This window comes from Leptolyngbya sp. FACHB-541 (assembly GCF_014695875.1).
Classification (GTDB): domain Bacteria; phylum Cyanobacteriota; class Cyanobacteriia; order Elainellales; family Elainellaceae; genus JAAUTN01.
This window is the reverse complement of sequence record NZ_JACJPC010000152.1, coordinates 1-25693: the sequence shown is the minus strand read 5'-3', so window position 1 is coordinate 25693 and position 25693 is coordinate 1. Positions and strand designations below refer to the sequence as shown.

Genomic DNA, 25693 nt, shown 5'->3' with positions numbered 1-25693 from the left:
GCTATTCCAAGTCAATTGAGATGCTTCAGGCATCGATTCGCTTGTTGATTTACTACTTGAAGCATCGACAAGTGCCTGCTTTGAGATGATCATTCATCCATTGTGCAACGCCCCAAAACTTATCTAAAACTTAGGGCTACAGATGAAAGAGCACCCCGCTGAGCGAGGTGCTCTTTCATCTGTAGCCTCTTTCTAGAGAAACGTTATTAATCTTATTGATCACTGATAACAATCTGGGAATACTAGCACTGTTGTCCAGTCTGCTCGCTCCCTGGAGATTAGAAATTGCAGCGCTTAAAGGAAGATAGTAGTTATTGCGTTGTCGATACATATCGTTACGGTTGTTTTTCCTTTGCAAAGTATTTCAATCTGAATCATTTCCTTAACATTCAGACCTTCCTCACCAGATCCCCATATTTCATTTCTAAGGTGAAAACATCAGGAATTTCCTCAACAGAGTCACGAGGAGCGACTCAACATCACCGGAAATCAATGAATTTTTTTAAAATAAAAAGGATGAGGTTTTATGGCAAGTTGTCCCTGCTGCTCTGATCAGATGCTGCGTCATATTCGTCATAACCAAACCTATTGGTTTTGTCGGAGCTGCTGGCAAGAAATGCCCTTGATGCAACCCAGCTTGAATTTAGTTTCAGCTTCATTGGAGCGACGTTTTGTGCTGGCAAAGGCAGAGCGATCGCTCGTTACCATTTGAGAAATTGCATTAAACTTGCGTTTTCTAGGTTTAGTGAATCAACGCATAGATATCAGAAGTGCCACTGGTTCAAAAGAGTTTACCTGCATCAGTGAATACCCCTGCAGTTAGGAATTGTTGCCACGATCGCAGCTTTAAGATGGTGGCAACAATTCCTTGTGCAGGATCAATTACACATTGCGATCGCACGATCGCCCTGACCGCAGGCTGTAACGATACATGAGTAGACCTTTGCAAGGCGAAACAATATTTCTTAAGATGCGGGAATATTTAGATTTAGAGTGTCTTGACGCTGAGCGACCCTCCAATCCCAACCCGTTGCCTGCTGATTCATATAGGACTAATGCAGATGTACCAGCTCCCTTTGACTCAACTTTACTTGCCTACTCGTCAAGAGATTAGCTGGCGGCCCTGGAAAATGCAGCAGTGCATGGGGATGATTGGGCGATCGCAGACCAGCTATCCCAAATCTCACCAGAATTTACCTCATTGCACGTCCAGTTGACGCAACTTACCAATCAGTTTTAGTTTGAGCAGATTGTTTCACTGATTCACAGCAATCCTTCCCCATAACTCTCATCTCTGCATTTATCCCCTTTGAATCCAGTCGTGCTTGTTGAAATGAACGCCTTAACTGCCTTTAAACAATCTGCATTTACGCCTGCATTACTCACTACATTAGAAAATTGCAGCGAAGAATCGGTATATGCTCCTGGCTATATTCAGCCGTATGGCATTTTGTTGGTGCTGCAACCCGACCTCAAAATTTTGCAGATCAGTGAAAATGTGGAGCAGTTTTGGGGCATTTCCGCCGCAGCCCTGGTCGGGCAATCCCTACAGAAGCTCTTTTCTCGCACTCAAGTCAAACGAATTGCCCAATTCCTACAACAAGACAATTTGGAACTGTGCAATCCATTTGAGTTAAAAGCACGGATCAAAGCCTTTTCCCCTGAGAGAGCAGAGCCGAAGGTGAAGACACAAACCTTCAGAAGCATTCTGCACCGAACTGAAAATTCTCTAATCCTAGAACTGGAGCCTCAGTTTCCTGCTGATAGCTCCGATTCCATTCAGTTTTATCATCGCCTTCAAGCTACAGTTTTGAGCCTTCGCAGTGCAGCGAGTCTCAGTAACTTAGCCCAAACCCTGGCTACACAAGTAAAAGAAATGACAGGGTTTGATCGTGTCATGATCTATCGATTTGAAGCAGATGATCATGGAGTTGTGATTGCAGAAGAAAAAGAGAATCACTTAGAGAGCTTCTTAGGATTACACTTTCCAGCGATTGATGTTCCTGCCCCTGCCCGCAGGCTGTTTCTTCGCAACTGGGTGCGGCAAATTCCCGACGTTCACTACAGCCCTGTCGCTCTCATTGCGGCTGACGGTTGCTCAGTTGAAACACCAACAGATCTGCGTGACTGTGTATTACGAGGCGTTTCTCCCTATCACATTGAATATTTGCAGAACATGGGGGTTGCTGGGACGTTCACAATTTCGCTGATCAATGATCAACGCCTGTGGGGACTAATTGCCTGTCACCATTACAGCCCTAAACAGATCGATTATCAAACGCGCAAGACCTGTGAATTTATCGGGCAGTTTGCTTCAATTGAACTCGTCCACCAGCAAGAGCGAGAATTAGAGGGTTACCGTACTCAGGTCCAAACAATTCAAGACAAGCTTCAGCAGGCATTTTTGCGAGAGCCAAATTTCATTCAACAGGTACTCACTCGTAATGCTGCTGACTTACTTAATCTGGTTCGCGCAGAAGGAGTGGCGATCGCCCTTGATCAAAAGATCTTACTGATCGGGCAAACTCCACCTTTGGAAGCAGTTCAAAATCTTCTCACTTGGCTGCCCCAACTCAACCAGCCTGAAATTTACCTAACCAACTGTCTGGTGCGACCTTACCCGCCCGCCAGAGCATTCACACAGACCGCAAGTGGCATTCTGGCGATCTCCATCGTGCTGCACCAGAAGTCTTATCACTTGATATGGTTCCGACCCGAGCAAATCCAAACGGTGAACTGGGCAGGCAACCCACAGGATGCGGTGATGATTGATGAGTCAGGTGAACTGCAACTGTGTCCCCGCCAATCTTTTGATCTGTGGAAGGAAACAGTGCAAGAGACATCGCTGCCCTGGCAATCGGTCGAGATCGAAGCGGCAAGAATGATGCGGAGTACGCTGATGCTGGCTCTGTTGGAGTTCTCTCAGTCGGCATTAGAGCAAGCTGCTGAACGGGCGGCGATCGCCAACCGAGCCAAAAGCCACTTTCTTGCCAAAATGAGTCACGAACTGCGAACCCCCCTGAACGCGATTCTGGGGTTTGCCCAAATGATGAACCGTAGTACCAGTACGCCTCCAGAGTTCCAGGAGCATTTAGGTATCATTAACCGCAGTGGAGAACATCTGCTAACCCTGATTAATGACGTGCTAGAGATGTCTCGCATTGAGGCAGGGCAGCTGGTTCTAACCGAAAAGATTTTTAATCTGCACCAATTGCTGCGATCGCTCCACGAAATGTTTGCACTCAAAGCCAGTGAGAAAGGGCTAACTTTCTCACTAGAGAAAGATCAAAGTGTTCCTCACTATGTGTGCAGCGACGAAGCAAAAGTGCGGCAAATTTTGATTAATCTGATCAGCAATGCGATCAAATTTACAACGCAAGGCAGCGTTACTATTCAGGTGCGAACCAAGCCAGCAGAGACGAGTAAACCAAGCTGCACCTGTTACCCCAACACTTCATCACCTTGCCGTGCGCTGACTCTCGCCTTTGAAGTTGAAGACACGGGGTGCGGCATCCATAGCAGTGACTGGGAGTCGATTTTTGAAGCCTTTATGCAAACTGAGCAGGGGCGTTATGCTCAGGGAACCGGGCTGGGCTTGTCAATCAGCCGCCAGTTTGCTCGCTTGCTAGGAGGCGACATTACGGTTCAAAGTACAGTCAACCAGGGGTCAACCTTCACTTGTCACATTCTTTTACACTGTCCAGACATAGTCGATCTAGTTGAGTCAGAGACTGCCAATCTGGTGATAGGTCTGGAGCCAGGGCAGCCCACTTACCGGATTTTAGTTGCAGAGGATGTTCCTGAAAATTGGCAACTCTTAAAGGCTTTGCTAGAACCCGTTGGGTTTGAAGTCCGTACGGCTGAGAATGGCGAAGAGGCGATCGCCCAGTGGCAATCCTGGCACCCTCACCTAATTCTGATGGACATTCAAATGCCAGGAATGGATGGGCATGAGGCAACTCGGCAGATTCGCGCTCAGGAAACCTCTGAGCAGCGACAACCAATTCCCATCATTGCGCTTACGGCTTACGCTTTTGAAACCGATCGCACTGCCAGTCTCCAAGCAGGCTGCAATGAACATATTGCCAAACCATTTACGGAAACCACTGTTTTTGAGGCGATCGCTCGTCATCTAGGAGTTCACTACCGCTACAAAGACGAACCACAAACACCATCTCGTCCAATCCGAAAAACGCTGACCTCACAAGACTTTGAGGCAATGCCAATCGAATGGATCAACCAGGTTCATGAAGCTGCACTTGACTTAGATGATGAGAAATTACATCAGTTGATTGCCCAAATTCCAGCTGACGAACTGCTGCTGGTTGAGAGCATGACATCCCTGGTCAATAACTTTCAGTTAGAAGCGATCGCGTCTCTAACTCAGGGTTGAGGGGAAACAGGGCTCCTCTACTGGCATTGCACCGAGTAACAACCTGTCAAAAACCGGATATCCAAAGGTACGAAACTGTTTGACCCAAATCTCTCTAATCTGCCTAAGGATCAAACCTTCCTATGAGAGTGTTGCTGATTGAAGATGATGAAGCGATCGCTGAGTTGCTCAGACAGTCCTTAACAGCCCAACACTACTTAGTTGAGGTCGCAGCAGACGGGCAGACAGGATGGGATTTAGCAGAAACTTTTGAGTATGATTTGATTCTGCTGGATCTGATGTTGCCAAAGCTAGATGGAATCAGCTTTTGCCAACGATTGCGGCATGAAAGACGTTCTTCCCTAAAACCGTTCAATCTCAATACTCCCATCCTTTTAATGACGGCTAAGGGTGCAAGCAGTAGTCGAGTCGCAGGGCTAGATGCGGGAGCCGATGACTATATTGTTAAACCCTTTAACTTGGATGAACTCTTGGCGCGAGTTCGAGCCTTATTGCGCCGAGGCAATGTGGAGCGATCGCCCTGCTTAGAATGGGGACAGTTGCAGCTAGATCCCAGTGCTTGTCAGGCTAGCTATAAAAGTCAACCCTTTCATCTCAGTTCCAAGGAATATAGCCTGTTAGAGCTTTTCCTGCGGCATCCTCAGCGCATCTTTAGTCATGGAACGTTGATCGAGCATCTTTGGATGCTAGAAGATACTCCAACTGAAAATGCGGTTCGAGCGCAAATCAAAGGGTTACGCAAGCGGCTTAAGGAAATTGGCGTTGAGGATTGGCTGGAGACAGTTTATGGATTGGGCTATCGGTTAAAGGCAGCTCAGGTTGCAAACGCAGCCGCAGCGGTAGGAGAGGCAGATATCCCCCAACAGCCTACTTCGCTATCTCCTTACTCTTCTATCCCGACCAATCCCTTCTGGGAGCAGTATCGGGCACAGTACAGCGATCGCCTCTCAGTGATTGAACGGGCAGTTTCCGCCTTACAAACCAACTCGCTCAGCGAGGAACTCCGACAGCAGGCGCAGCGAGAAGCCCACACGCTTAAAGGTTCCTTAGGGTTGTTTGATCTGGACGATGCTTCTGAAATGTCAGGTCAGATTGAGCAACTGCTTAAAACAGACTTATTGAATCAGCCAGAACAAGCGAATTTGCTTGAATTAACATCAAAGTTGCGCCAAGCAATACAACCGTTTCCTCAAACGCAATCACCGTCAACGACTGAAAAAGAGTGTAGCTCCAGTACTTCACTGAAGAAGCTTGCATTACCCCAGCGATCGCAATTGCTGATTGTAGACGATGATACTCAGCTCTTAGCTTTCGTGCAGTCTATGTTGCAGCCTTGGGGCTTTCAGGTTGCATTACTCAGTGACCCGCAGCAAATTTGGAGCAGCTTAGAAGCAGTGAAACCCGACCTGCTCATGCTAGATATCGAAATGCCAGGGACAAATGGCATCGAGTTGTGTCAGAAGATTCGCAACAATTTACGGTTCGGAGATTTGCCTATTCTGATGATCTCTGCCAGTAATGATGACGAAACCATCCAACAAGTATTTATGGTAGGAGCAGACGATTATGTTAGCAAACCCATCCGAGCAGCAGAATTGGTAGCCCGAGTGATCCGACGATTAGAACATGCGATGGTGTTGAAAAAATTACGGGGATTGGAGAATTAAGCAGCCATGTTGAGCAAAATGCGTCACACTTCCCCCTATGCTGTTGCGGTGCTGTCAGTTGTTGTGGCGACTGTTCTAACCCAGCTACTCTACTCCCTGATTGCCCCGGTATCATTTAGCTTATTCTACGCAGCGATCGCCGTCAGCACCTGGATCGGTGGCACCAAACCGGGATTACTCGCAACATTGCTCTCCCTGCTCTCAAGCGACTACTTCTTTCTCCCTTCAGCCTCTTCCCTCCCAATCACTGACCCAGCTAGACTGCTGCGATTAAGTTTGATTGCCATTGTTTCATTTCTGATCAATTACCTAATTTCAGAATTGAGGAATGCTCGGCATCAGATTCAGCAGATCAGCGATCGCCGCCTGCAAGAAAGGAAAGAGCAACTGCGACTTGCGATGCACGCTGCCCGCATGGGGATGTGGAACTGGAATTTAATCACCGGAGAGATTACCTGGAGCCCAGAACATGAGCAACTGTTGAATTTTGCTCCCAATACATTTGATGGTCGGTTTGAAACATTTGAGGCTTGCGTACATCCACACGATCGAGAAAAGCTAAATCAAGCCGTTCAAACTGCCATTCAAGAGCACAGTATCTATAAACATGAGTATCGTATCTTTTGGAGAGATGGCAGCGTTCATTGGGTTGAAGGCAGAGGGCAAGCCTTTTATGACAAAACGGATAAGCCAGTTCGCATGAGCGGAACGTTAATGGATGTTGACGATCGCAAACGGTTAGAGCTTGCATTAAAGCAAAGCGAACAACAATTTCGGGCGATTTTTGAAGCCGAGCCGGAATGCGTCAAGGTAATTACGGCTGACGGAATTTTGCAAAACATGAATCCCGCCGGACTTGCAATGATTGAGGCTGATAGCTTAGAACAAGTGTTGGGTCAGTGCATCTGCCCCCTAATTGAACTCGCTCAGCAGCAAGCGTTTCTAGAATTCACGCAACAAGTCGCCCGGGGAAAGACTACGACCCTTGAGTTTGAAATCACTGGATTAAAGGGAACTCGACGGTGGTTAGAGTCTCATGCAGTACCCCTACACACCTCTAATGAAACAAGCTCCCTGGTTTTAGCAGTGACCCGAGATGTGACTGAGCGCAAACAGGCAGAAGCAGCCGTGAAACAGCTAAATGCAGAATTAGAACGACGGGTAGCTGAGCGAACCGCTGAACTTCAAAGAACGAGCAACCTTTTGAATAACTTTTTTAATGCAGCATCTTCAGCAGCGATTGGGCTATGCATTCACGATCAAGGTCTGCGCTTTATCCAAATCAACGAAGCCCTTGCAGCAATTGATGGACACTCGGTAGAGGCTCACCTTGGTAAGACAGCCACAGAATTACTACCAGAACTGGCTCCTGTTGTAACCCCTCTGCACCAGCAGGTTCTCACGACAGGACAGCCAATTCTCGATATGGAGATTGCCACAGCCGTGCCAAGCCAGCCCGAAGTAATCCGGCACTGGTTGGCATCCTACTTTCCGATTTTGGATGACGACAGTCAGACTCAAACGGTCGGAGTAGGAGTAATTGTGACTGAAATTAGCGATCGCAAACGAGCCGAAGCCATTCTGGTAGAAGCCGATCGACGCTGGCACTTTCTTTTAGACAATGTGCAGCTGATAGTTGTTGGCTTAGATCAGGATGGCAACGTCGAGTACATCAATCCCTTCTTTCTAAAGCTAACTGGATATACAAAAGAGGAAGTGTTAGGGAAATACTGGTTTAACCACTTCCTTCCTTCGAGCCAAAAATCCACCGTCCAAATTTGTTTCCAGGAAGTGTTGGAACAAGGTTTTCATCCACACTACCAAAACTCAATCGTAACCAAGCTTGGAGAGGAACGCATGATTGCCTGGAACAATACACTACTGCAAAATGCAGAAGGGAAATCCATTGGCACGATTAGCATTGGTGAAGATATTACCGAACGTCACAACCTGGACCAGATGAAAGCTGAGTTTATCTCGATCGTCAGCCATGAGCTGCGAACTCCATTAACCTCGATCAGTGGCGCACTGGAATTACTATCCACAGGTTTAATTCAACCCGAATCAGAGCGAGGAAAGGAAACCCTTAGCATTGCCGCAGCCGAGACCGATCGCCTCACTCGCCTGGTAAACGATATTTTGGACTTGGAACGGTTAGAATCGGGCAAAATTCGCCTGGAGCAAAAATCGTGGAATCTAGCAGAACTGATGAACCGAGCAGCTGACTTTATGCAGCTTGCAGCCACTCAAGCAGCGATTACCTTATCCGTTGAGCCTCTATCAGTCACTTTGCAGGTTGATGGCGATCGCATTCTCCAAGTCCTGACAAATCTATTGAGTAACGCGGTCAAGTTCTCGCCTGCCCACAGTACAATTTGGCTAACTGCCGAGATCTGCAAAGAGGCTCAAACCAGTCAGCAAGCAGAAACAAATCAGCAAGCAAAACAGCCACTACAAACTTTCCCACCCTATATCCTGATTACGGTTCGTGACCAGGGACGCGGCATTCCTACCAATAAACTAGAGAGCATCTTTGAGCGATTCCAGCAGGTCGATGCCTCAGACTCTCGCAAGAAAGGCGGAACCGGGTTAGGACTAGCCATCTGCCGAAGTATTGTGCAGCAGCATGGGGGAGACATTTGGGCCACGAGTAGCTTAGATCAAGGAAGCAGCCTTCACTTTACGTTACCTTCTTCAGCAGAAAACTAAAGAAGCTATGCCAAAACGGATTCTGCTCATTGACGACGAAGACGGAGCACGGCGAATTATCCAATTCAGCTTAGAAGCGGCGGCTGGGTGGGAAGTGTTAACCGCAGCTTCTGGAGCTGAGGGATTGAACCTAGCTGAGGCAGAACCATTCGACGCAATTCTACTGGATGTGATGATGCCCGATCTAGATGGAGCCGCCACCTTTCAAAGATTGCAGGAGAATCCAGAAACGCGATCAATTCCAGTTATTATGCTGACCGCCAAGGCAAATCCCGCAGAACATCAACCCCTGGTAGAACTGGGCATTGCAGGAATTATTACTAAACCATTCAAGATACCAGCCCTGATTGCCCAAATTCGAGCAATCCTGAATTGGCAAGAATAGATAAGGTTTGGGACACTGTCACAAAATTTTCACACTCTCGATTTAGCTTCAAATCATCGGCATTGCACATTTAACGAATGATGTCGTAGGGGCACGGCAATGCCGTGCCCCTACAGCGGGCAATTCGGATATTAGGAATTTCCGCATCATTCTCAATTTTTGCAATACCAAATTATCGATCTGATAATCCAATGTCATAGCAATCCTGTGCCTCAATTTCTTGCTTCAAAGGCAGTTCCCATAAGCCCTAACCAATCCCAACAGGTTGTATTACCTGCCTGTACAGATTGCATGAGAGCTGTCTGTTTAGTTCACTCACCTTCTCGTTCTAGTGAAGGAATTCCAAAAATGGCGAGACAGCCCCAAAACTACAGTGCGTTTCAAGGCGTTGCTGTTGAAGTATTCAAAACTCAAAACCTAGCGGCAATCCGATCGCTGAAGAAGTTTCTGACTGCTCTACCCAGTCCCAGCTACATCCGAGATGCCTTGCTACAAGCGATCTACGAATTAGCCGAACAAGATCCAGAAGCCTGTCGCTGGATCTTGCATCATCACCAACATCTAGAACCGGAACTCAATTTAATGGAAGTTGCGCGATTTATCGTAACGGAAAGATTACAAAGCCAAGGATTGATATTTACTCAAGATTTTAACTTTACAGTGAATGGAACACTGGAAGCAGGGGAACCCATCAAGGCTGCATTGCTAGAAGACGCTTCGATAGGCGATCGCCTGCTAATTGAGGAAGTTCTCTTTATTTGTTAAGTAGCTGTGTCTAGATGCTTTGAAGCATCAACACTATTTACTGACGCTTTACTGATGATTGCTTGTGTCCACACTTCTTTCAAACTTCCAATCCTTTCATTAGTTCCAATCTCCTTCACATCTCCTCACCTGTTAATGGATAGCAAGATGCTAACATCCCTGCCAGAATCACTTCCTGAAATTTGCTCACAGTTCTTGTCTAGTCTGAGCTCAACCGATGTTGATTTAAAGGCACAGATGCAGGGTTGTGTTGTACAGCTTCAACAAGCATTAGAGATCGAACAAACACTATCTCGCATCAGCGAGACAGTACGAGCTTCGCTGGATGAAACCTTTAGCTTAAACGCTGTCGTGCAAGAGCTAGCTCTAGAATTAGAGGCAGACTGCTACATTGTCTTACGAACAGATACTGATCAACAAAGATTGATCTCTAGTTCCTCGTCCCAAGCCCCTACTTCTAGCTTTCAAACTAAAGTTCTCTCGTTAGATCACGATCCGGAAATTAATCATTGTCTTCGAGCAACAGATTATCTTCAGTTCTGTTTCAACACAAATTTGCCTGAAGAAAAGTTCACACTGTTTGCCTGCTCAATTAACCATAATGATGAAAACCTGGGAAACCTATGGGTGATTCAAGCAACATCTAAAACATTGACAGAACTTGAAATCCATTTGCTGCAAAAAGTTGCGAAGCAATGTGCGATCGCCATTCAGCAATCACGCCTTTACCAGGCAGCCCAAAGCCAGGTAGAAGAGCTAAAGCAACTCAACGAGGTAAAAGACAACTTTTTGAACCAGGCGATTCATGACTTGCGATCGCCTCTTGCCAATATGCAATTAGCAATCCACATGTTGGAGCATCAACTAGCGGCAGGAAGATCTGATAGCGGTGATACTTCGCAACAAAATCCTGCTTACATCAAAACACTGACTCATTTAAAGATTCTGCAAACCGAGTGCGAACGAGAACTTACTCTAGTCAACAACTTGCTAGAATTACAGCGATTAGAGTCTGGACTAGCGTCTGAAAAGCAATCCTTAGATCTGGTAGATGTAATTGATTTAAGGGATTGGCTGACAAATTTGATCCGTCCGTTTGAAGACCGCATTCAGCAACGGCAAATCACGCTAGAACTTCAAATCGCGCCTTGCCTTCCAACAATAGTATCTGACTCAGACACCCTGCACCGTGTGCTGTCCGAGCTTTTACACAATGCCTGCAAATACACACCACCTCATGAAACTATCTCAATCCATGCTCGATCGAGTTCAGAATGTGTGCAAATTGAAATTAGCAACTCTGGAGTTGAAATTCCGGTCGAAGAACAGCTTCGGATTTTCGATAAGTTTTATCGCATTCCCAATAGCGATCGCTGGAAACAAGGCGGTACAGGACTGGGGTTAGCCTTAGTCAAAGAAATGCTTGTTCATCTACGCGGCTCTATTTATATCGAAAGCGGTAACGGACAAACCTGCTTTACGATACAACTACCACTGAGATGATTGCTGCCATATCTCATCAGCAGTACGTAGCCCGTCTACAGCGCACCCCACAGAGTAATCAGGAATCAGAAAAATGCATGTTCCAGTAGTTGAGCATGAGCCTGGCAGGCTCAAAGCCCTTTATCAATACCAAGTTCTTGATACTGAGCCTGAACCTGAATTTGATAATTTGACTCAGCTAGCGGCCGAAATCTGTAATACTCCAATTGCTCTAATCAGTCTAGTTGATCAAAACCGTCAGTGGTTCAAGTCAAAAGTAGGGCTAACCGTATCAGAAACCCATCGCGACATCGCTTTTTGTACCTACGCAATTCTGCAATCAGACCCATTCATTATCAAGAATGCTGCTTTAGACCCAAGATTTGCTACAAACTCGTTGGTCACGGGTGTGCCTCATATTCGATTTTATGCAGGCTTTCCCCTGGTGACACCAGCAGGCTATCGAATTGGAACGCTGTGTGTGATTGACCGCGTGTCCCGTCAACTTTCAGCAGGGCAAATCAAAGCAGTGCAAGCCCTCAGTCGTCAGGTTATGAGCCAACTAGAACTGCGGCGTAGTTATGCAGCAATCAAAGATGCAAGCGATCGGGATCTGAACAAGAGCAGAACATCTGAGAAAGCACTGCAAAGATCTCTAAAAGAGCTAGCAGATATTAAGTTTTCACTTGACCAATCTTCAATTGTCGCTATTACTGACGCTAAAGGGACGATTACCTACGTCAACGATAAGTTTTGTAAGATCTCCCAATATTCCGAAGCGGAACTGATCGGGCAAAATCACCGCGTCATCAACTCTAGCCATCATCCCAAAGCGTTCTTTCAGAAGATGTGGAGAACAATTGCTCAGGGGCAGGTTTGGCGAGGTGAGATTAAAAATCGGGCGAAGGACGGAACGTTTTACTGGGTTGATACCACTATCGTTCCATTTCTGAACGGTGAGGGAAAACCTTATCAGTACGTCGCAATTCGCAACGACATCACCGAGCGAAAGCAGCTAGAGGAGATGCTGAGACAGCAATCAGAGCGAGAAAGCTTAGTTGCAGAAATGGCTCAGCGGATTCATCACTCGCTTCAGTTTGAAGAAATTCTCAACACCACAGTATCTGAGGTTCGGCATTTTCTTCAATGCGATCGCGTCCTGATTTACCAGCTAAAACCTGATGGTAGCGGCTATGTCGTCGTGGAATCAGTCGGTTCAAAATGGCTCCCAATCACGGGCACGCTGGTTTACGATAGCCACTTTGCCGAAACGTACATTCATCTCTATCAACAGGGACGCGTCCAGGCAGTTGCAGACATTTACACCGCAAACCTAACCCCCTGCCATCGGGAGTTATTAGAAGGATTCCAGGTGCGAGCGAATCTGGCAGTACCGATTGTCAGTGAAGCAAAACTATGGGGACTGCTTGTAGCCCAGCAGTGCAGCGAATCTCGCCAGTGGCACCTGGATGAGATCGAGTTACTGAAACAATTGGCAACTCAGACGGCGATCGCCATCAGTCAATCAGAACTCTATCAGCAAGCCCAGGATGAAATTTCTCACCGCCAGCAAACAGAAATAGCGCTGCGGCAGCAGGTTGAACGAGAACATCTCATCAGTGAGATTGCTCAACGGATTCGCCAGTCTTTGGATCTCGATCAGATTCTCAATACGACTGTCTCAGAGATTCAGCAGTTTCTACAAGCTGATCGGGTTTTGACCTATCGAGTTCATCCAAATGGCACCGGATATGTAACCAACGAAGCAGTTGCTCCTGGATGCACATCGCTGCTCGATCACCCCTTGCCCGAAGAGATTTTTCCCTTAAGCTGTCACCAGATATATCAGCAGGGGCGGATTCGCGCCATCACTGACATCGAACAGAATGAAATATCCTCTTGCCTAGTCGAAACCCTGCGAGAGTTAGGCGTGAAATCAAAGCTGGTTGTCCCCATCCTACACAAAGAAGAACTGTGGGGGCTGATGATCGCTCACCAGTGCAAGCAGTCTCGTGAATGGCAACCCTGGGAAATTGAATTGCTCCAACAGCTCTCAACTCATGTAGCGATCGCCATTGCTCAGGCTAATCTGCTGGGTCAAACTCGACAACAGGTTGAATATGAAGCGACGCTTAACCGCATTAGTCGCTTGCTTCACTCCCCCTGTGAAGTATCAGAAATTCGACAAACTGTCCTGGATGAAACTGTTCGTGCCTTTGGAGGAATTGGGGGGCGGCTTTACATTACCGCTGACTCAACGGGGCAAGCGGCCCAACTCTACACTTCTGGGGATCAACCCGCGCTAGTGCAGCTAGAAGAGAGCCATTTTTGGCAACAGGCAATGGGCATTGTTGGCTCATTGACAGTATCTACAGACCGCTACGAAGCGCTCGCCTACAAAGTGTCACCTCAATCTCTTCTGGCGGTCACTGCACCTGTTCCTTGCCCAATTAGTCAGCACAACACAGTTTCCCCCAAGCATCCTTATAGCATTCACAGACGTGACCACAATACCCAATTTCAAGCTTTAGCCCCTGCATTTGAAGCCACTTCGATTCGCGCCATCCTAATCGTGCCGCTTCAATATCAACAACAATATCTTGGGTGTTTAAGCATTTTTCGTCAGGAGATCGGTTCAGACATCCTATGGAAGGATTGGTTGGAGCAAAATGAAAATGACAGTCATACACCTGATTCATCCGTAGCAGGGCAGCAAACATTTCCCCAAAGCTGGGCTCAGGAGGAAATCAAACTGGCTCAAGCTTTGGGAACTCATCTATATATGGCAGTGATGCAAAGGCGCGTAGAAGATACGATACGACATCAAGCCTCCCATGATCGATTGACTGAGTTGCCTAACCGATTATTGTTTGACGAGCGCCTTACCCTAGCACTAGAACATGTTCATCAGCACGAAGAGATGCTAGCGGTTATATTTCTAGATCTGGATCGGTTTAAGTCGATCAACGATACATTGGGACACGCCATTGGAGATCAGCTATTACAACAGGTGGCACAACGAATCGCCAGATGCCTGAAGCAAAATGACACCATCTCCCGTTGGGGTGGCGATGAATTTACCCTGATCTTGCCCCACCTCCACTCCGCAGAAGATATTACTAAAATTGCTCAAAGAATTCTCACTGTGCTGGAAGCTCCGTTCCAGTTTAGTCAGCAGGAGTTACACATCACCGCGAGCATCGGGATTACCCTTGCGCCTTACGACGGTGAAGATGCTGAGACATTGCTCAAGAATGCAGATACTGCGATGTATCGAGCCAAGCAACGAGGCAGAAACAGTTTCGAACTCTATGCTGCTGATATGAACGTCCGGGCGTTAGATCAGTTGGTATTGGTCAACGACCTTTACAGAGCGTTGGAGCGAGGTGAGTTCCTGTTGCACTATCAGCCCCAAGTCAATTTACAAACCGGACGAGTTGTAGCGCTAGAGGCACTGGTTCGTTGGCAGCATCCGCAACGTGGACTTGTTCCTCCCGATCAGTTTATTGCGATCGCCGAAGAAACCGGACAAATCAACACCATTGGTGAGTGGGTGCTGCGAACTGCCTGTGCCCAAAATCGAGCGTGGCAGCTAGCCGGATTTTCCCCCATTCGGATTGCGGTAAATCTCTCAGGTCGACAGTTTCAACGAAATCTTACTCGATTAATCACTCAAGTTTTATCAGACACAGAACTTGATCCACATTATCTAGAAATAGAAATTACTGAAACGATCGCAATGCATGATTTGCCGTTGACTATCTCAGTCCTTAAAGAATTGCAAGAGATGGGCATCTATATTTCAATTGACGATTTTGGTACAGGCTATTCATCGCTCGCCACACTAAAGCAGTTTCCACTCCATACGCTTAAAATAGCGCGAGAATTTATCCAAGATTTTGCCACCAGTCCTAAAGACGCAGCGATGATTCAAGCGATCGTCACCTTGGGACATGGTTTGAATTTGGGAGTGGTTGCTGAAGGGGTAGAAACATTAGAGCAGTGGAATTTCCTGCAATCGATCGATTGCGATGCCATGCAGGGCTACTTTTTTAGTCGTCCTTTAGCCCCTAGAGAAGTCACCCAGAAAATTGGGCCATTAAACTCGGTTGACCTGTCTCACGCCTCCTGGACGTGTTATGCTAAAGCTGACCTGGACCCATGCGATCACAACGCCCAAACTTTGTCAGGACCGGAAGGTAGCAGCAATACGGGATGCTTGTGATAGGCGTGGTCTCCGGGTCACTTTTGTCGAGGGGTACTCGAAGACACCCTGGTTTGAGAGACATTTGTAAAGTCGGGTAGGCAGTTTGGCAGATTTACTCCTATTCTGGAAGCATCTCTCTTGATCATTTCCTGTGATATTTAAGGAGTCGCTGTAGCGATGGCTGGTTTTGGAGATTTAGTCCAAAAGGCATTTTACTTAGGAGTTGGGATCGCCTCCTATGCAGGCGAAAAGGCTGGCATGACGCTGACCGAGTTGCGATCGCAAGCCCAAAAAATTGCTGATGAAATGGTGGCACGCGGCGAAATGACCACCGAGGAAGCAAAGCGGCTGGTCGATGAAATGGTGAATCGGGCGCAACAGGCTCCAGCAAATTCCCCAACTGATGCTAGACCTGGCGAACCCCGCCGAATCGAAATTCTCTCTGAAGACGAAGCGCCATCCGAAGCGCCCCCCGAACCAGTTGATGATTTGCGCGATCAGGTCACAAAACTACAGGAAGAACTGCGACGGCTGAAGCGAGACTGAGAGAAAGATAAAGGGTGAAGGACGAAAAGCAATCGTAGTAGCGCGTGTCAAGCTTAGAACGTTGGGTTCCGCTGCGCTCCACCCAACCTACACAACCTGTAGATGGCAAAACTGTAGGTTGGGTAGAGCAGGGCGGAACCCCAACAAATCCTCAGGGATAAAGCTTTCACAGGGTGGGCTACTAGTGTTTCAAGATCAAGAATTTAGCTTCTGTAGGGTGGGCAATGTCCACCTCATCTACACGTCAGGGCTAGAAGTTCAGTTGCAGCTTAGGTTTGGGAAATTATGGAAGGTTGGTCGCACGATTGGGTGAAGATGTTTGAGACGGTCGCCGTCGGAGTAGAGCAGTTTTTCCTGGAAGCCACGAAAGAAATGACTGAAGCTCTAGATGCCTTCGCAGAATTTTCTGAAGATGTTGCGTCTGAACTCGAAAGTGCGATCGCCCCTGAACTTGCTAACCTCGACGCAGAGCTAGACCCGTGGATCGAGTCAATTTTGCAGGCTTTTACCGGGCTAGAGGCTACTTTGAGTGAAGCCGCAGAACCCGTCACTCACACGCTGGAGCCGATGCTGAATGAGCATCCTGCCTGTGTCGGTTGTCGCCACTATCACGGACAGATGTATGGCGGCAATGTCCTAGTTTGCGCGATGTACCCCTATGGCTCGGAGACGGAAACCTGCCCAGATTGGGAGTCAAGCTGGAAGGATTAACGAATGAGTGGGAAGAAATGCCCGACTGGTCCTTGTCCTTTGCCAATTCGCAAAGAATAGCTTAGGGCAGTCGTGACGTAATCCTTTGCTAGTCGAACGGCTGAATGCAGGTCTTTGCCAAGGGCAAGGTTAGCCGCGATCGCCGCTGACAAAGTACACCCTGTTCCGTGGGTATCAGTCGTGTTAACGGTTGAAGTTTGTAGGGTATCGAGGCGATCGCCATCAAACAGCACATCGACTCCGCGCAACTCGCCTTCCATACCGCCGCCTTTTACTAACACAGACTTTACCCCAAGCTGAAAAATCTTTTGGGCAGCAGCCTGCATGTCTTCTAACGTTTTGATCTCTAAACCGCTGAGAATCTCTGCCTCATAGCGGTTTGGCGTGAGAATGGTCGCCAAAGGAAGCAGGTCGTTTTGGAGGGTGGCGATCGCCTCATCGTCAATCAGTTGCGCCCCCGTGCGGGATACCATCACCGGATCGACAACTAGATTGGGCAGGTGAATTTCTGCCGCCTGCTTGGATACCGCTGCAATAATTTCCTGATTCAGCAGCATTCCGGTTTTGACCGCCTGCACGCCAATGTCTTCCACGACTGCTGCGACTTGAGATACCACCGACTCCGCAGGCAAAGCATCAACTCGGCTCACCCCTAACGTGTTTTGCGCCGTGATGCAGGTGAGCGCACTGGTGCCATGCACCCGATGAAAGGCAAAGGTACGGAGATCGGCTTGAATGCCTGCACCACCACCGCTATCTGATCCGGCGATGGTTAGAGCTACAGGAATGGGTGAGGGTAAGGAAACAGTCATACAGGTCCAGGAAGAGAATATGCTGGTTATACTCGTTCCCAGTTTTTACCTGGGAATGCCTTTGAAGTGGCTCTGCCACTTATTTTTAGAGGCAGAGCCTCTGATTCTGCACTCCAAGGCAGAGCCTTGGAACGAGAAGCTAACGAGAAGCTAGTTTCTAACGTAGGGGCCACCATGACACTTTATCGCGGGTTGCCCCATAAACTTCCTTTAGCCCTTCAGGATCAAGGACTCGCACCGTATCACTGGAGGGATCAGTGGCTTTTACGGAATCTATCAGCTTCACCTGACGCATTCCTTTTAGCACTTGCTCGACAGTGCGATGGTTAAGCTGGCTGGCGCGGGCAATGATATCAATCGGCAAGTCAAACACAAAGGTGCCGTCTGCCTGAGGCTGATTGCCCAGCGATCGCTCCTGATAGATCAGCGCCCGCAGCAAAGCCGCCACTGCCTGAGGCGGATGGGTGCTGCAATTGAGCAAATGATATTCAAACTTAGCCCGTAGCTCAAACAGCAGGTGATAGCGATCGCGAAACACTTCACTTTCTTGATAGAGTGCCTGCACCGATGCAAGCGGAATTTTGAATACGTCAGTCGTTTTATATGCCTCGACCAAACTGGGAAACGCTTGGGAGATTTTGCCATAGGCAAAGGCGAGATTTCGCATTCCAAAGCAGCTTCCTGGATAGCTCAACGCAATCACCCGGTCCAGCGGCGTACTGCGAATGATGATCGGGCCGCCTGCCAAAATTGCATACAAAAACTCCAGTGACACCCCCGGTCGAAAAGCCGTGTACACCGGACGGCTGGAATATAGCTTTTCTCGAACGATTTGCTCAGGCGACACATAGTTCGCCAGCCAGTCTATGTCTAGTCCCCGAAACAGGCAATTGCCCTGAATCAGCAGTTGCAAAGAATCGGGTTCTAAAGACTGCTTGGCTTTCACTGCCATGCCATTGCTGCTCGATTAGGGAATACCCCATTCTGGCAAATATTCTGCAAATTTAGTTTCATATCAAACGTGAAATTCAATTCGATTATGATTCACTTGTATTTTATATATGGTACAGTCTTATTCAAACTAAATCCGGTATTCCGATCCGTTAACCGGAGTTTAATAGGAGTATTCTCTCATGTACCTGTGGCAGCGTTTCACTCGATTTTTTGGCTTACGAAGGTTAAAATCTCCAGTTGCGGGTAGTTTGTCCCCGCTAACGCTGGGGCGATCGCTGCGTCTGCTTAAGCGGCCAATCTCCCTGTTTTTAGTAGGAATAGGGTTGAGTTTGGCGATCGCTTCTTGCAGCCCCTCCAGCACAACCGAAGGCGAATCAACATCCGGTGGTGAAGCAGCAAGCGGACCCGTTGAGCTAACCCTGGTTTCCTACGCTGTCACCCAGGCGGCTTACGAGCAGATCATTCCTCTATTTACTGAGCAGTGGAAAGCCGAGCATGACGGACAGGAAGTCATCTTTGATCAGAGCTATGGCGGCTCCGGCTCTCAAACTCGCGCAGTCATCGATGGCTTAGAGGCAGATGTCGTAGCTCTTGCTCTCGCCCTTGATACCAAAAAAATTGAAGAAGCCGGGCTGATTGAATCAGGCTGGGAAGAAGAAGCTCCTAACGGCTCAATCGTTCACACCTCCGTTGCTGCATTAGTCACTCGTGACGGCAACCCCAAGGCAGTGCAGGGTTGGCAAGACCTGACCAAAGAAGATGTAGCTGTCATTACCGCCAATCCTAAAACTTCGGGTGGCGCACGGTGGAATTTCCTGGCGCTGTGGGGCGCAATCAACCAGACGGGCGGAGATGACGCAGCCGCTTTAGATTACGTCACTCAAGTTTATGGAAACGCTCCTGTTCTGCCCAAAGATGCGCGTGAAGCGACTGATGTATTCTTCAAGCAAGGTCAGGGAGATGTGCTGATCAACTACGAAAACGAGGTGCTGCTGGCAAAATTGAATGGGGAAGAGCTCCCATACGTGATCCCTGATGTCAACATTTCCATTGACAATCCAATCACAGTAGTCGATGCCAACGTAGACAAGCACGGCACTCGTGAAGTTGCAGAAGCGTTTGTACAATTCCTGTTTACTCCCGAAGCACAACGAGAATTTGCCAAGGTCGGCTTCCGCCCCGTTGAAGAAAGCGTAAAAGCGGAAGTTGCTAATGACTATCCCGAAATTAAAACCTTATTCACCGTTGATGACTTTGGCGGTTGGGACGAAATTCAGGCAAAATTCTTTGATGACGGTGCCGTCTTTGATCAGATTCAAGCTGGCGCTTAGTCTGTTTTGTCTTTAAATCATTGACGCGATGTGCAGATTGCAATCTGCACATCGCGTCAATAGCCAATTCTGACCCGTGTTACTGGAGTCTTGACTGATGACCCCTTCTTCAAACTCTCAGCCTGCATCTTTTTTGAGCAGACTGCGTCAAGTTCCCCGACTGCCGTTTATCTGGCAGTTTACCTGGGTGTATCTGACAATTATGCTGTTTGTGCCGGTGATCGCCCTTCTGCTGAAAGCCAGCACATTGAGTCCGGCTGAGATTTGGCGCATCGCCACTTCTCCCATTGCGCTTTCTGCCTACGATGTCACCTTTGTCACCGCATTGGTAACAGCCGCGATCAACGGCGTGGTAGGTGTGATCATTGCCTGGGTCATGGTGCGCTATGAGTTTCCATTTAGACGCATCCTAGATGCTGCCATTGACCTCCCCTTTGCCCTACCTACGGCAGTTGCAGGTTTAACGCTGGCAACAATCTATAGCGATAGTGGTTGGATTGGTTCTCTGCTAGCTCCCTTTGGTATTAAAGTATCCTTCACTCGCCTTGGCGTTGCGGTTGCAATGCTATTTATCTCACTGCCGTTTGTGGTTCGCACTGTGCAGCCCGTCTTGAGAGAACTGGAACCCGAACTGGAAGAAGCCGCCTGGAGTTTGGGCGCATCCCGGTTTCAGACATTTTGGCGAGTGCTATTACCGCCGCTGTTGCCCTCGATTCTGACAGGAGTAGCGCTGGGCTTTTCTCGTGCTGTAGGAGAATATGGCTCAGTTGTGATTGTGGCAGCAAACATTCCGTTTAACGATTTGATCGCTCCGGTGCTGATCTTTCAGCGATTGGAGCAGTATGACTATGCTGGCGCGACGGTAATTGGTTCCGTCATGCTAGGTGCTTCGCTGGTGATTTTGCTGGCAATTAATCTATTACAGGCGTGGGGACGGCGTTATGACATCTGAAGTTTTTAATCCACTGTCGCGCAAGCCATCCCCTAAGACGGACAGCAAGGAATTAGCCAAAAAAGGGGAATGGACAAAGCTGGTTCTGATTGGAATTGTGGTCGTTTACCTGGCGCTGGTGTTGCTTGTCCCAGCGATCAATGTGTTTGTGCAAGCCTTTGATGGTGGTATTGAGGGGTTTCTCAACACGATTCGACAGCGCGAATTTGTGAATGCGCTGAAGCTGACACTGCTGATGGCGGCGATCGCCGTTCCGCTCAACACCGTTTTTGGTATTTGTGCAGCCCTGGCGCTAGCCCGCAAACGCTTTCCCGGACGCACCCTGCTGATCAGTATTATTGACCTGCCCTTCTCCGTTTCCCCCATCGTCGCGGGTTTGATGATTGTGTTGCTGTACGGGCGAAATGGCTGGTTTGGTCCGTTGCTGGAATCTGCTGGGATTAAAATCATCTTTGCCGTTCCGGGGATGCTGCTAGCAACTATTTTTGTCACCCTTCCCTTTGTCGCCCGCGAAGTCTTACCCGTTTTAGAAGAAATGGGGCCAGAACTAGAAGAAGCAGCTAAAACGCTGGGAGCAAGCGATTGGCAGGTATTTTGGCGGGTGACGCTGCCCTCCATTCGTTGGGGCTTGCTTTATGGCTTAATTTTGACCAACGCTAGAGCAATGGGAGAGTTTGGGGCGATCGTTGTCGTCTCAGGTAGCATTCGCGGCAAAACCCAAACCCTGCCACTGTTTGTTGAAGAAGCTTATAAGCAATATCAAACCCAGTCCGCCTATGCAGCGGCAGTGCTGCTGGCTTTGCTAGCCGTTGTAACGCTGGTACTCAAAGAAATTCTGGAACGGAAAACAGCGATTAAAGATGCAGAGTAAAGCTTGAGGCAGGAGGTTCTATGACAACCCTATCTGACGATCAAAGGCGGACGCAAACTCGCATCAGAGTGCGAATTCCTAAGCGCTACCAGCAGGAACCTGTCATTTCTAACCTGATTTCTGAGTATGGACTGACTGTCAACATTTCGGCAGCTTTGCTAAGCGCAAATGCCCGAGAGGATGGTTGGTTTGACCTCCAGCTTCAGGGAACAGTGCCGCAAATTCGTAGCGCCTTGCTCTATCTCAATGACCTCGATCTGGAAGTTTGGAATGGCTCCGATGAGCAAGAGGATAGCTGGTAAAGTCCTGGAATAGTCCCACATGTGAAGCTGTTGTAAGCTAGCTTTGAGATGACTTACGACTTATAGAACGCGATCGCATGACCCTTGCTCCCCTCGGTTGGGCAGACCTCGAAGCCCTCACAGATTTTCAGATCGATACCGTTAATGGCCCCACCAATGCTCAAGCCCGGTTGCGTCTGTTTGGCCAAAGCGAATCAGATGTGCGGGTGACTTTGTATCGTGATAATCATGCCTGGTGCCCCTACTGTCAAAAAGTTTGGCTATGGCTTGAGGAAAAGCAAATCCCGTATCGCATTGAGAAAGTAACAATGTTTTGCTACGGGGAAAAGGAAAGCTGGTACAAACGCAAAGTGCCCTCCGGGATGCTACCCGCTCTCGAACTAGACGGACGGCTGACCACCGAAAGTGATGACATTTTGCTGGCTCTGGAACGGGCTTTTGGTCCGTTGGGTCAGGGACTGGAAGACTCCAGGGTACTTCCCCTACGGCAATTAGAACGGCTGCTGTTTCGTGCTTGGTGTAGCTGGCTTTGCTATCCTTCGTCACCTCCACAAGAGCAGCGTAGCCGTCAGCAATTTATCAGCGTGGTGGAAAAAGTTGAGTATGCCCTCGGCAGCACTCCCGGACCCTATTTTCTTGAAGAATTTGGGACTGCCGATGTGATCTCCACACCGTATGTTGAGCGCATGAATGCCAGTTTGTACTATTACAAAGGCTACTCCATGCGGGAGGAAAATCCTCGCTTTGCAGACTGGTTTGCCGCAATGGAAAGCCGACCCACCTATCGCGGGACCCAAAGTGACTTTCACACTCACGTCCACGACTTGCCACCCCAGATGGGCGGCTGTTGGGAAAATCGTGAACCTCAAACACGCGCCAATCAGCACCGAGTGGATCATGGACCCTGGTTAGGCTTACCGGATGTGACTTATCCAGAACCTACAAACTCCCGGCGAGAAGCTCTGTATTACGTAATCAAACATCGTACTAACATCGTTCGGGTAAACCCCGCCGATAATGAGTTGTTTGATCAGGCTCTACGCTGTGCCTTGACTTCCATGATGACTGGCGAAGTGTGTGTTCCACCCGATGGCTCAGATTTTGGACTGCGATATTTGCGCGATCGCATCAATGTCCCCCGCGATATGTCCATCTATGCTGCTAAGCGACTCAGGGAAGCGCTAGAGAAAACGGCAGCTTTAGCGGGCGACAGACAAGGACCGCCGATTCCCATGAAGCATCGACGTGACCAAGACCCCGTTTATTTCGGCGGAAAGTAAATCTCAATGTCTCCCTGAAACTGGGACTGGTCAGCAAGGGTGACCGTAAAGGTGCGATCGCCCGTCCAGGTGAAGCTGTCTAACTCGGGCTGTGTGGGCATTTCGTCGGAAATGCTCGATTTTCCTGACTGTAAGTCCATTACGATAAACCAGGCTGTTCCTTCCATTTTTTCCAAGAAAACAGCATAGCGATCGTCAGCAGACCACTGCACCCAGTCGAGCCCACCGTATTTGCCAATACTCACAGTTTGAACGGTTTGCTGGGTGCGATCGACTTTATAAATCGCCCAACATAGCCCTTCGTCTGTGACTTCTTCACAGGCTTTGAGAATGGTGTAACGACCGGATGGAGAGGTCGGTGAGACAATTAACCGTTTTGCGTAAGTTACGGCACCGTCGCTACTGGTCGATACCGGAATTTCAGACAGTAGGATTGTGCCCTGATAGGATAATGCTCCCGTTTGAGTAAAGGAAAGGTCACGAACAGTTTCTCCTGGGAGAAGGTCAAGCCAGTCTTGAGCCTGTTCTAGAGCATCCTCAGGCGTTGATGGCGTTGGAGAAACCGCTGTAGGTGTCGTAACCGGGGGAGATGACTCACGCATTTGAGCTTGAGGTGAAGTGCATCCGGCGATCGCAATCACCATTCCAACCCATACAATGTGGATTGGTTTTAGCCGTAGCGTGTTGAGTTGAAGCATGAGTCGTAAAAGTCCATTGTTCTCTTTTAGCTACAGCTAACTACAACAGATCAATGCGACTCTCGTGAATCCAGCAGTTTAAATTTGTGACTTGAAACCAGGATTCACCAGTGCGATCGACAGTACGGTTATCGATTTCTACAAACGCGTTACCTGGAACTGTGGTTATGATTGATCCCCAAGCGCTGGCTCGACAGTTATTGTTTTCCTGCTCAGTTCCAGCAGTATGTCCCATCCGAGGGAAAACATCGGCATCATCCGGTAAGTTTTCATCTTCGTGATAAATATTGTCCTGATCGGCTTCAGCCGGTTGGGTAGACTGCGCGACAGCCCGTAGCGGTAGGAAAATAGAGAATGCAACGAGCATAATTTGGGTGGCGATCGTCAGGGTTGTTTTTTGAGTGTTCATTGCAATCGTCCCTTTGGGGGCACGGCAATGCCGTGCCCCTACGAAAGTTGTTTGTCAAATAGGCAACGCAGCTATAGAACGCAGCCATAGTGAGATCATAAAAGTGTAACCCTTGGTGTTACTGCCAAATCAATACTTGGGCTTCGTATTCACCCAAGTTAATCGTTAGCTGGTTATTCTGCGACTCAACTTTGTAATTCTTTGTCCACTCATGCCAGGTTCCATTTTCAGGAAAGTGAGGAATTTGATAATCTGCTCGGAACTGATCAGAAAAACTGGCGATAACCACCACTCGTGCGCCTTGGTCATTCCAACGACCGTAGGCAAAGACTTTATCCTCTGGGTTCTCGTGAAAGAAGTCAATGTTAGCCGTTTGAAGTGCCAGGTTTTGTTTCCGTAGAGCGATTAATCCTTTGTAGTACTCAAACAAATTGCGATTGCGATCGCCCTGCAACAACAACCAGCCAAGCTGTTGATCTGGCTCATTCGCATTGATTGGCGTGCAGTCTCCAAATTCTTCGCCCATCCAAATTAAGGGCACGCCCACAGCCGTCATTAGCAGTACTACACCTAGTTTTGCCCGACTGAAGGCAGCATCGTCAAGAATATCGCGATCGCCCAATTCGAGTAACAGTCGCTTCTGATCGTGATTACACAGGTAACTAACCGCCTTTATCAACCCTTGTGGATAATCCTGTTGGGTAGGGTCGATCGCCTGCTTAATCTGGTCAAGATCAAAAGTCTCTCCACACAAGTGAGGCTTCAACGTCTGGTAAAAATTTTCGTGCCAACAGCCATCCATCGGACCGTTCGGACTGATCAACTCGGTTTTTTCTGGAATGTGTTCCCCAATATTGTAAAAAGGCTTTTGTCCCGCGACTTGCTTCGCGCCTTCGGTCATCCAGTGAAGAAAGTCAAAATTATCCAATTCTTTCAGGGCATCGTAGCGAATTCCGTCAATGTGATACTCCTGCACCCAAAACCGCAGCACATCACCCATGAATTCCCAGGCTGGACGAATACCGAGTGTTTCATCTTTGTACTCGTAGTTAAACTCAGGTCCCCAATAATCCTGGGGGTCAGCATCTGGGTGGTGGCGATCGTGGTATAGCTCTACGGGAGCACGTTAGGACAGGTTTTGAAAGCTGCATCTATACAATTGTGAAAACTCTCAAACTCACTCCATCGTTGTCGCATCCAGTTCTTGAGCACAAACCAC

21 protein-coding genes, 1 other RNA gene and 3 pseudogenes are annotated in these 25693 nt (G+C 48.3%); 18 read left to right on the top strand and 7 right to left on the bottom strand.

Annotation, left to right across the window (positions count from 1 at the left end; all coding sequences use genetic code 11):
* Positions 1-526: 526 nt before the first annotated feature.
* A complete protein-coding gene (locus H6G00_RS34145; protein ID WP_190643812.1) occupies positions 527-712 on the top strand; it encodes a hypothetical protein in 186 nt (61 codons plus the stop codon).
* 69 nt (positions 713-781) lie between these two features.
* Here H6G00_RS34145 and H6G00_RS34140 read toward each other — a convergent pair whose 3' ends face one another.
* Positions 782-949 carry a hypothetical protein gene (locus H6G00_RS34140; RefSeq protein ID WP_190800133.1) on the bottom strand — a complete coding sequence of 56 codons (168 nt, stop codon included), beginning with the start codon at positions 947-949 and terminating at the stop codon, positions 782-784.
* A 112-nt stretch (positions 950-1061) separates the two neighbouring features.
* Between H6G00_RS34140 and H6G00_RS34135 the strand changes: the two genes are divergently transcribed.
* The 12 genes and pseudogenes from H6G00_RS34135 to H6G00_RS34070 all read left to right on the top strand — a co-directional run bounded on the left by H6G00_RS34135 (position 1062) and on the right by H6G00_RS34070 (position 16865).
* Positions 1062-1217 (top strand): hypothetical protein, encoded by a 156-nt coding sequence (locus H6G00_RS34135; protein WP_190800132.1) that lies wholly within the window; start codon positions 1062-1064, stop codon positions 1215-1217.
* A gap of 116 nt (positions 1218-1333) precedes the next feature.
* Positions 1334-4393 carry a response regulator gene (locus tag H6G00_RS34130; protein WP_190800131.1) on the top strand — a complete coding sequence of 1020 codons (3060 nt, stop codon included), beginning with the start codon at positions 1334-1336 and terminating at the stop codon, positions 4391-4393.
* A gap of 122 nt (positions 4394-4515) precedes the next feature.
* Complete coding sequence (locus H6G00_RS34125; RefSeq protein ID WP_190800130.1) at positions 4516-6060, top strand: response regulator; 1545 nt, start codon at positions 4516-4518, stop codon at positions 6058-6060.
* A gap of 18 nt (positions 6061-6078) precedes the next feature.
* Complete coding sequence (locus H6G00_RS34120; RefSeq protein WP_190800129.1) at positions 6079-8769, top strand: PAS domain S-box protein; 2691 nt, start codon at positions 6079-6081, stop codon at positions 8767-8769.
* A gap of 7 nt (positions 8770-8776) precedes the next feature.
* A complete protein-coding gene (locus H6G00_RS34115) occupies positions 8777-9154 on the top strand; it encodes a response regulator (RefSeq protein ID WP_190643807.1) in 378 nt (125 codons plus the stop codon).
* Between the two features lie 348 nt (positions 9155-9502).
* A complete protein-coding gene (locus tag H6G00_RS34110) occupies positions 9503-9919 on the top strand; it encodes a hypothetical protein (RefSeq protein WP_190643806.1) in 417 nt (138 codons plus the stop codon).
* Between the two features lie 147 nt (positions 9920-10066).
* The gene (locus H6G00_RS34105) at positions 10067-11422 is read left to right on the top strand and encodes a GAF domain-containing sensor histidine kinase (protein WP_190800128.1); all 1356 of its coding nucleotides are present in this window, start codon (positions 10067-10069) and stop codon (positions 11420-11422) included.
* Positions 11423-12602: 1180 nt separating this feature from the next.
* Positions 12603-13418 (top strand): annotated as a pseudogene (locus H6G00_RS36975) (GAF domain-containing protein); the annotation flags it as partial.
* Positions 13419-13742: 324 nt separating this feature from the next.
* A pseudogene (locus H6G00_RS36970) lies at positions 13743-15404 on the top strand (EAL domain-containing protein); the annotation flags it as partial.
* 147 nt (positions 15405-15551) lie between these two features.
* An RNA gene (gene ffs / locus H6G00_RS34080) (signal recognition particle sRNA small type) lies at positions 15552-15648 on the top strand.
* A 137-nt stretch (positions 15649-15785) separates the two neighbouring features.
* Entirely contained in the window at positions 15786-16154 is a 369-nt protein-coding gene (locus H6G00_RS34075) for a phasin family protein (protein WP_190800127.1), read from the top strand.
* 285 nt (positions 16155-16439) lie between these two features.
* Complete coding sequence (locus H6G00_RS34070) at positions 16440-16865, top strand: hypothetical protein (RefSeq protein ID WP_190643803.1); 426 nt, start codon at positions 16440-16442, stop codon at positions 16863-16865.
* Here H6G00_RS34070 and thiD read toward each other — a convergent pair.
* Positions 16862-17677, bottom strand: a complete 816-nt coding sequence (gene thiD, locus H6G00_RS34065) for a bifunctional hydroxymethylpyrimidine kinase/phosphomethylpyrimidine kinase (RefSeq protein WP_190800126.1) — start codon at positions 17675-17677, stop codon at positions 16862-16864. The two genes, H6G00_RS34070 and thiD, sit on opposite strands and share 4 nt — an antisense overlap.
* Before the next feature lie 157 nt (positions 17678-17834).
* On the bottom strand, positions 17835-18629 hold the full coding sequence (locus H6G00_RS34060) for a Crp/Fnr family transcriptional regulator (RefSeq protein ID WP_190800125.1): 795 nt from the start codon (positions 18627-18629) through the stop codon (positions 17835-17837).
* A gap of 181 nt (positions 18630-18810) precedes the next feature.
* Between H6G00_RS34060 and H6G00_RS34055 the strand changes: the two genes are divergently transcribed.
* The 5 genes from H6G00_RS34055 to H6G00_RS34035 all read left to right on the top strand — a co-directional run bounded on the left by H6G00_RS34055 (position 18811) and on the right by H6G00_RS34035 (position 23367).
* Positions 18811-19962: a sulfate ABC transporter substrate-binding protein gene (locus H6G00_RS34055; protein ID WP_190800124.1), complete on the top strand. Its 1152-nt coding sequence runs from the start codon at positions 18811-18813 to the stop codon at positions 19960-19962.
* 97 nt (positions 19963-20059) lie between these two features.
* Positions 20060-20914: a sulfate ABC transporter permease subunit CysT gene (gene cysT, locus H6G00_RS34050; protein ID WP_190800123.1), complete on the top strand. Its 855-nt coding sequence runs from the start codon at positions 20060-20062 to the stop codon at positions 20912-20914.
* Positions 20904-21785, top strand: a complete 882-nt coding sequence (cysW, locus tag H6G00_RS34045) for a sulfate ABC transporter permease subunit CysW (RefSeq protein ID WP_190800122.1) — start codon at positions 20904-20906, stop codon at positions 21783-21785. The genes cysT and cysW overlap by 11 nt, the downstream gene beginning before the upstream one ends.
* A gap of 20 nt (positions 21786-21805) precedes the next feature.
* A complete protein-coding gene (locus H6G00_RS34040; RefSeq protein ID WP_190643797.1) occupies positions 21806-22087 on the top strand; it encodes an NIL domain-containing protein in 282 nt (93 codons plus the stop codon).
* A gap of 77 nt (positions 22088-22164) precedes the next feature.
* Positions 22165-23367 (top strand): glutathione S-transferase family protein, encoded by a 1203-nt coding sequence (locus H6G00_RS34035; protein WP_190800121.1) that lies wholly within the window; start codon positions 22165-22167, stop codon positions 23365-23367.
* Here H6G00_RS34035 and H6G00_RS34030 read toward each other — a convergent pair.
* From H6G00_RS34030 to H6G00_RS34015, 4 genes and pseudogenes are all read right to left on the bottom strand, one after another.
* The gene (locus H6G00_RS34030; protein WP_190800120.1) at positions 23349-24065 is read right to left on the bottom strand and encodes a hypothetical protein; all 717 of its coding nucleotides are present in this window, start codon (positions 24063-24065) and stop codon (positions 23349-23351) included. The genes H6G00_RS34035 and H6G00_RS34030 overlap by 19 nt on opposite strands.
* A 40-nt stretch (positions 24066-24105) precedes the next feature.
* Complete coding sequence (locus H6G00_RS34025; protein WP_190800119.1) at positions 24106-24474, bottom strand: hypothetical protein; 369 nt, start codon at positions 24472-24474, stop codon at positions 24106-24108.
* A gap of 118 nt (positions 24475-24592) precedes the next feature.
* On the bottom strand, positions 24593-25474 hold the full coding sequence (locus tag H6G00_RS34020; RefSeq protein WP_199318876.1) for an alpha-amylase family glycosyl hydrolase: 882 nt from the start codon (positions 25472-25474) through the stop codon (positions 24593-24595).
* 113 nt (positions 25475-25587) lie between these two features.
* A pseudogene (locus H6G00_RS34015) lies at positions 25588-25693 on the bottom strand (IS630 family transposase); the annotation flags it as partial.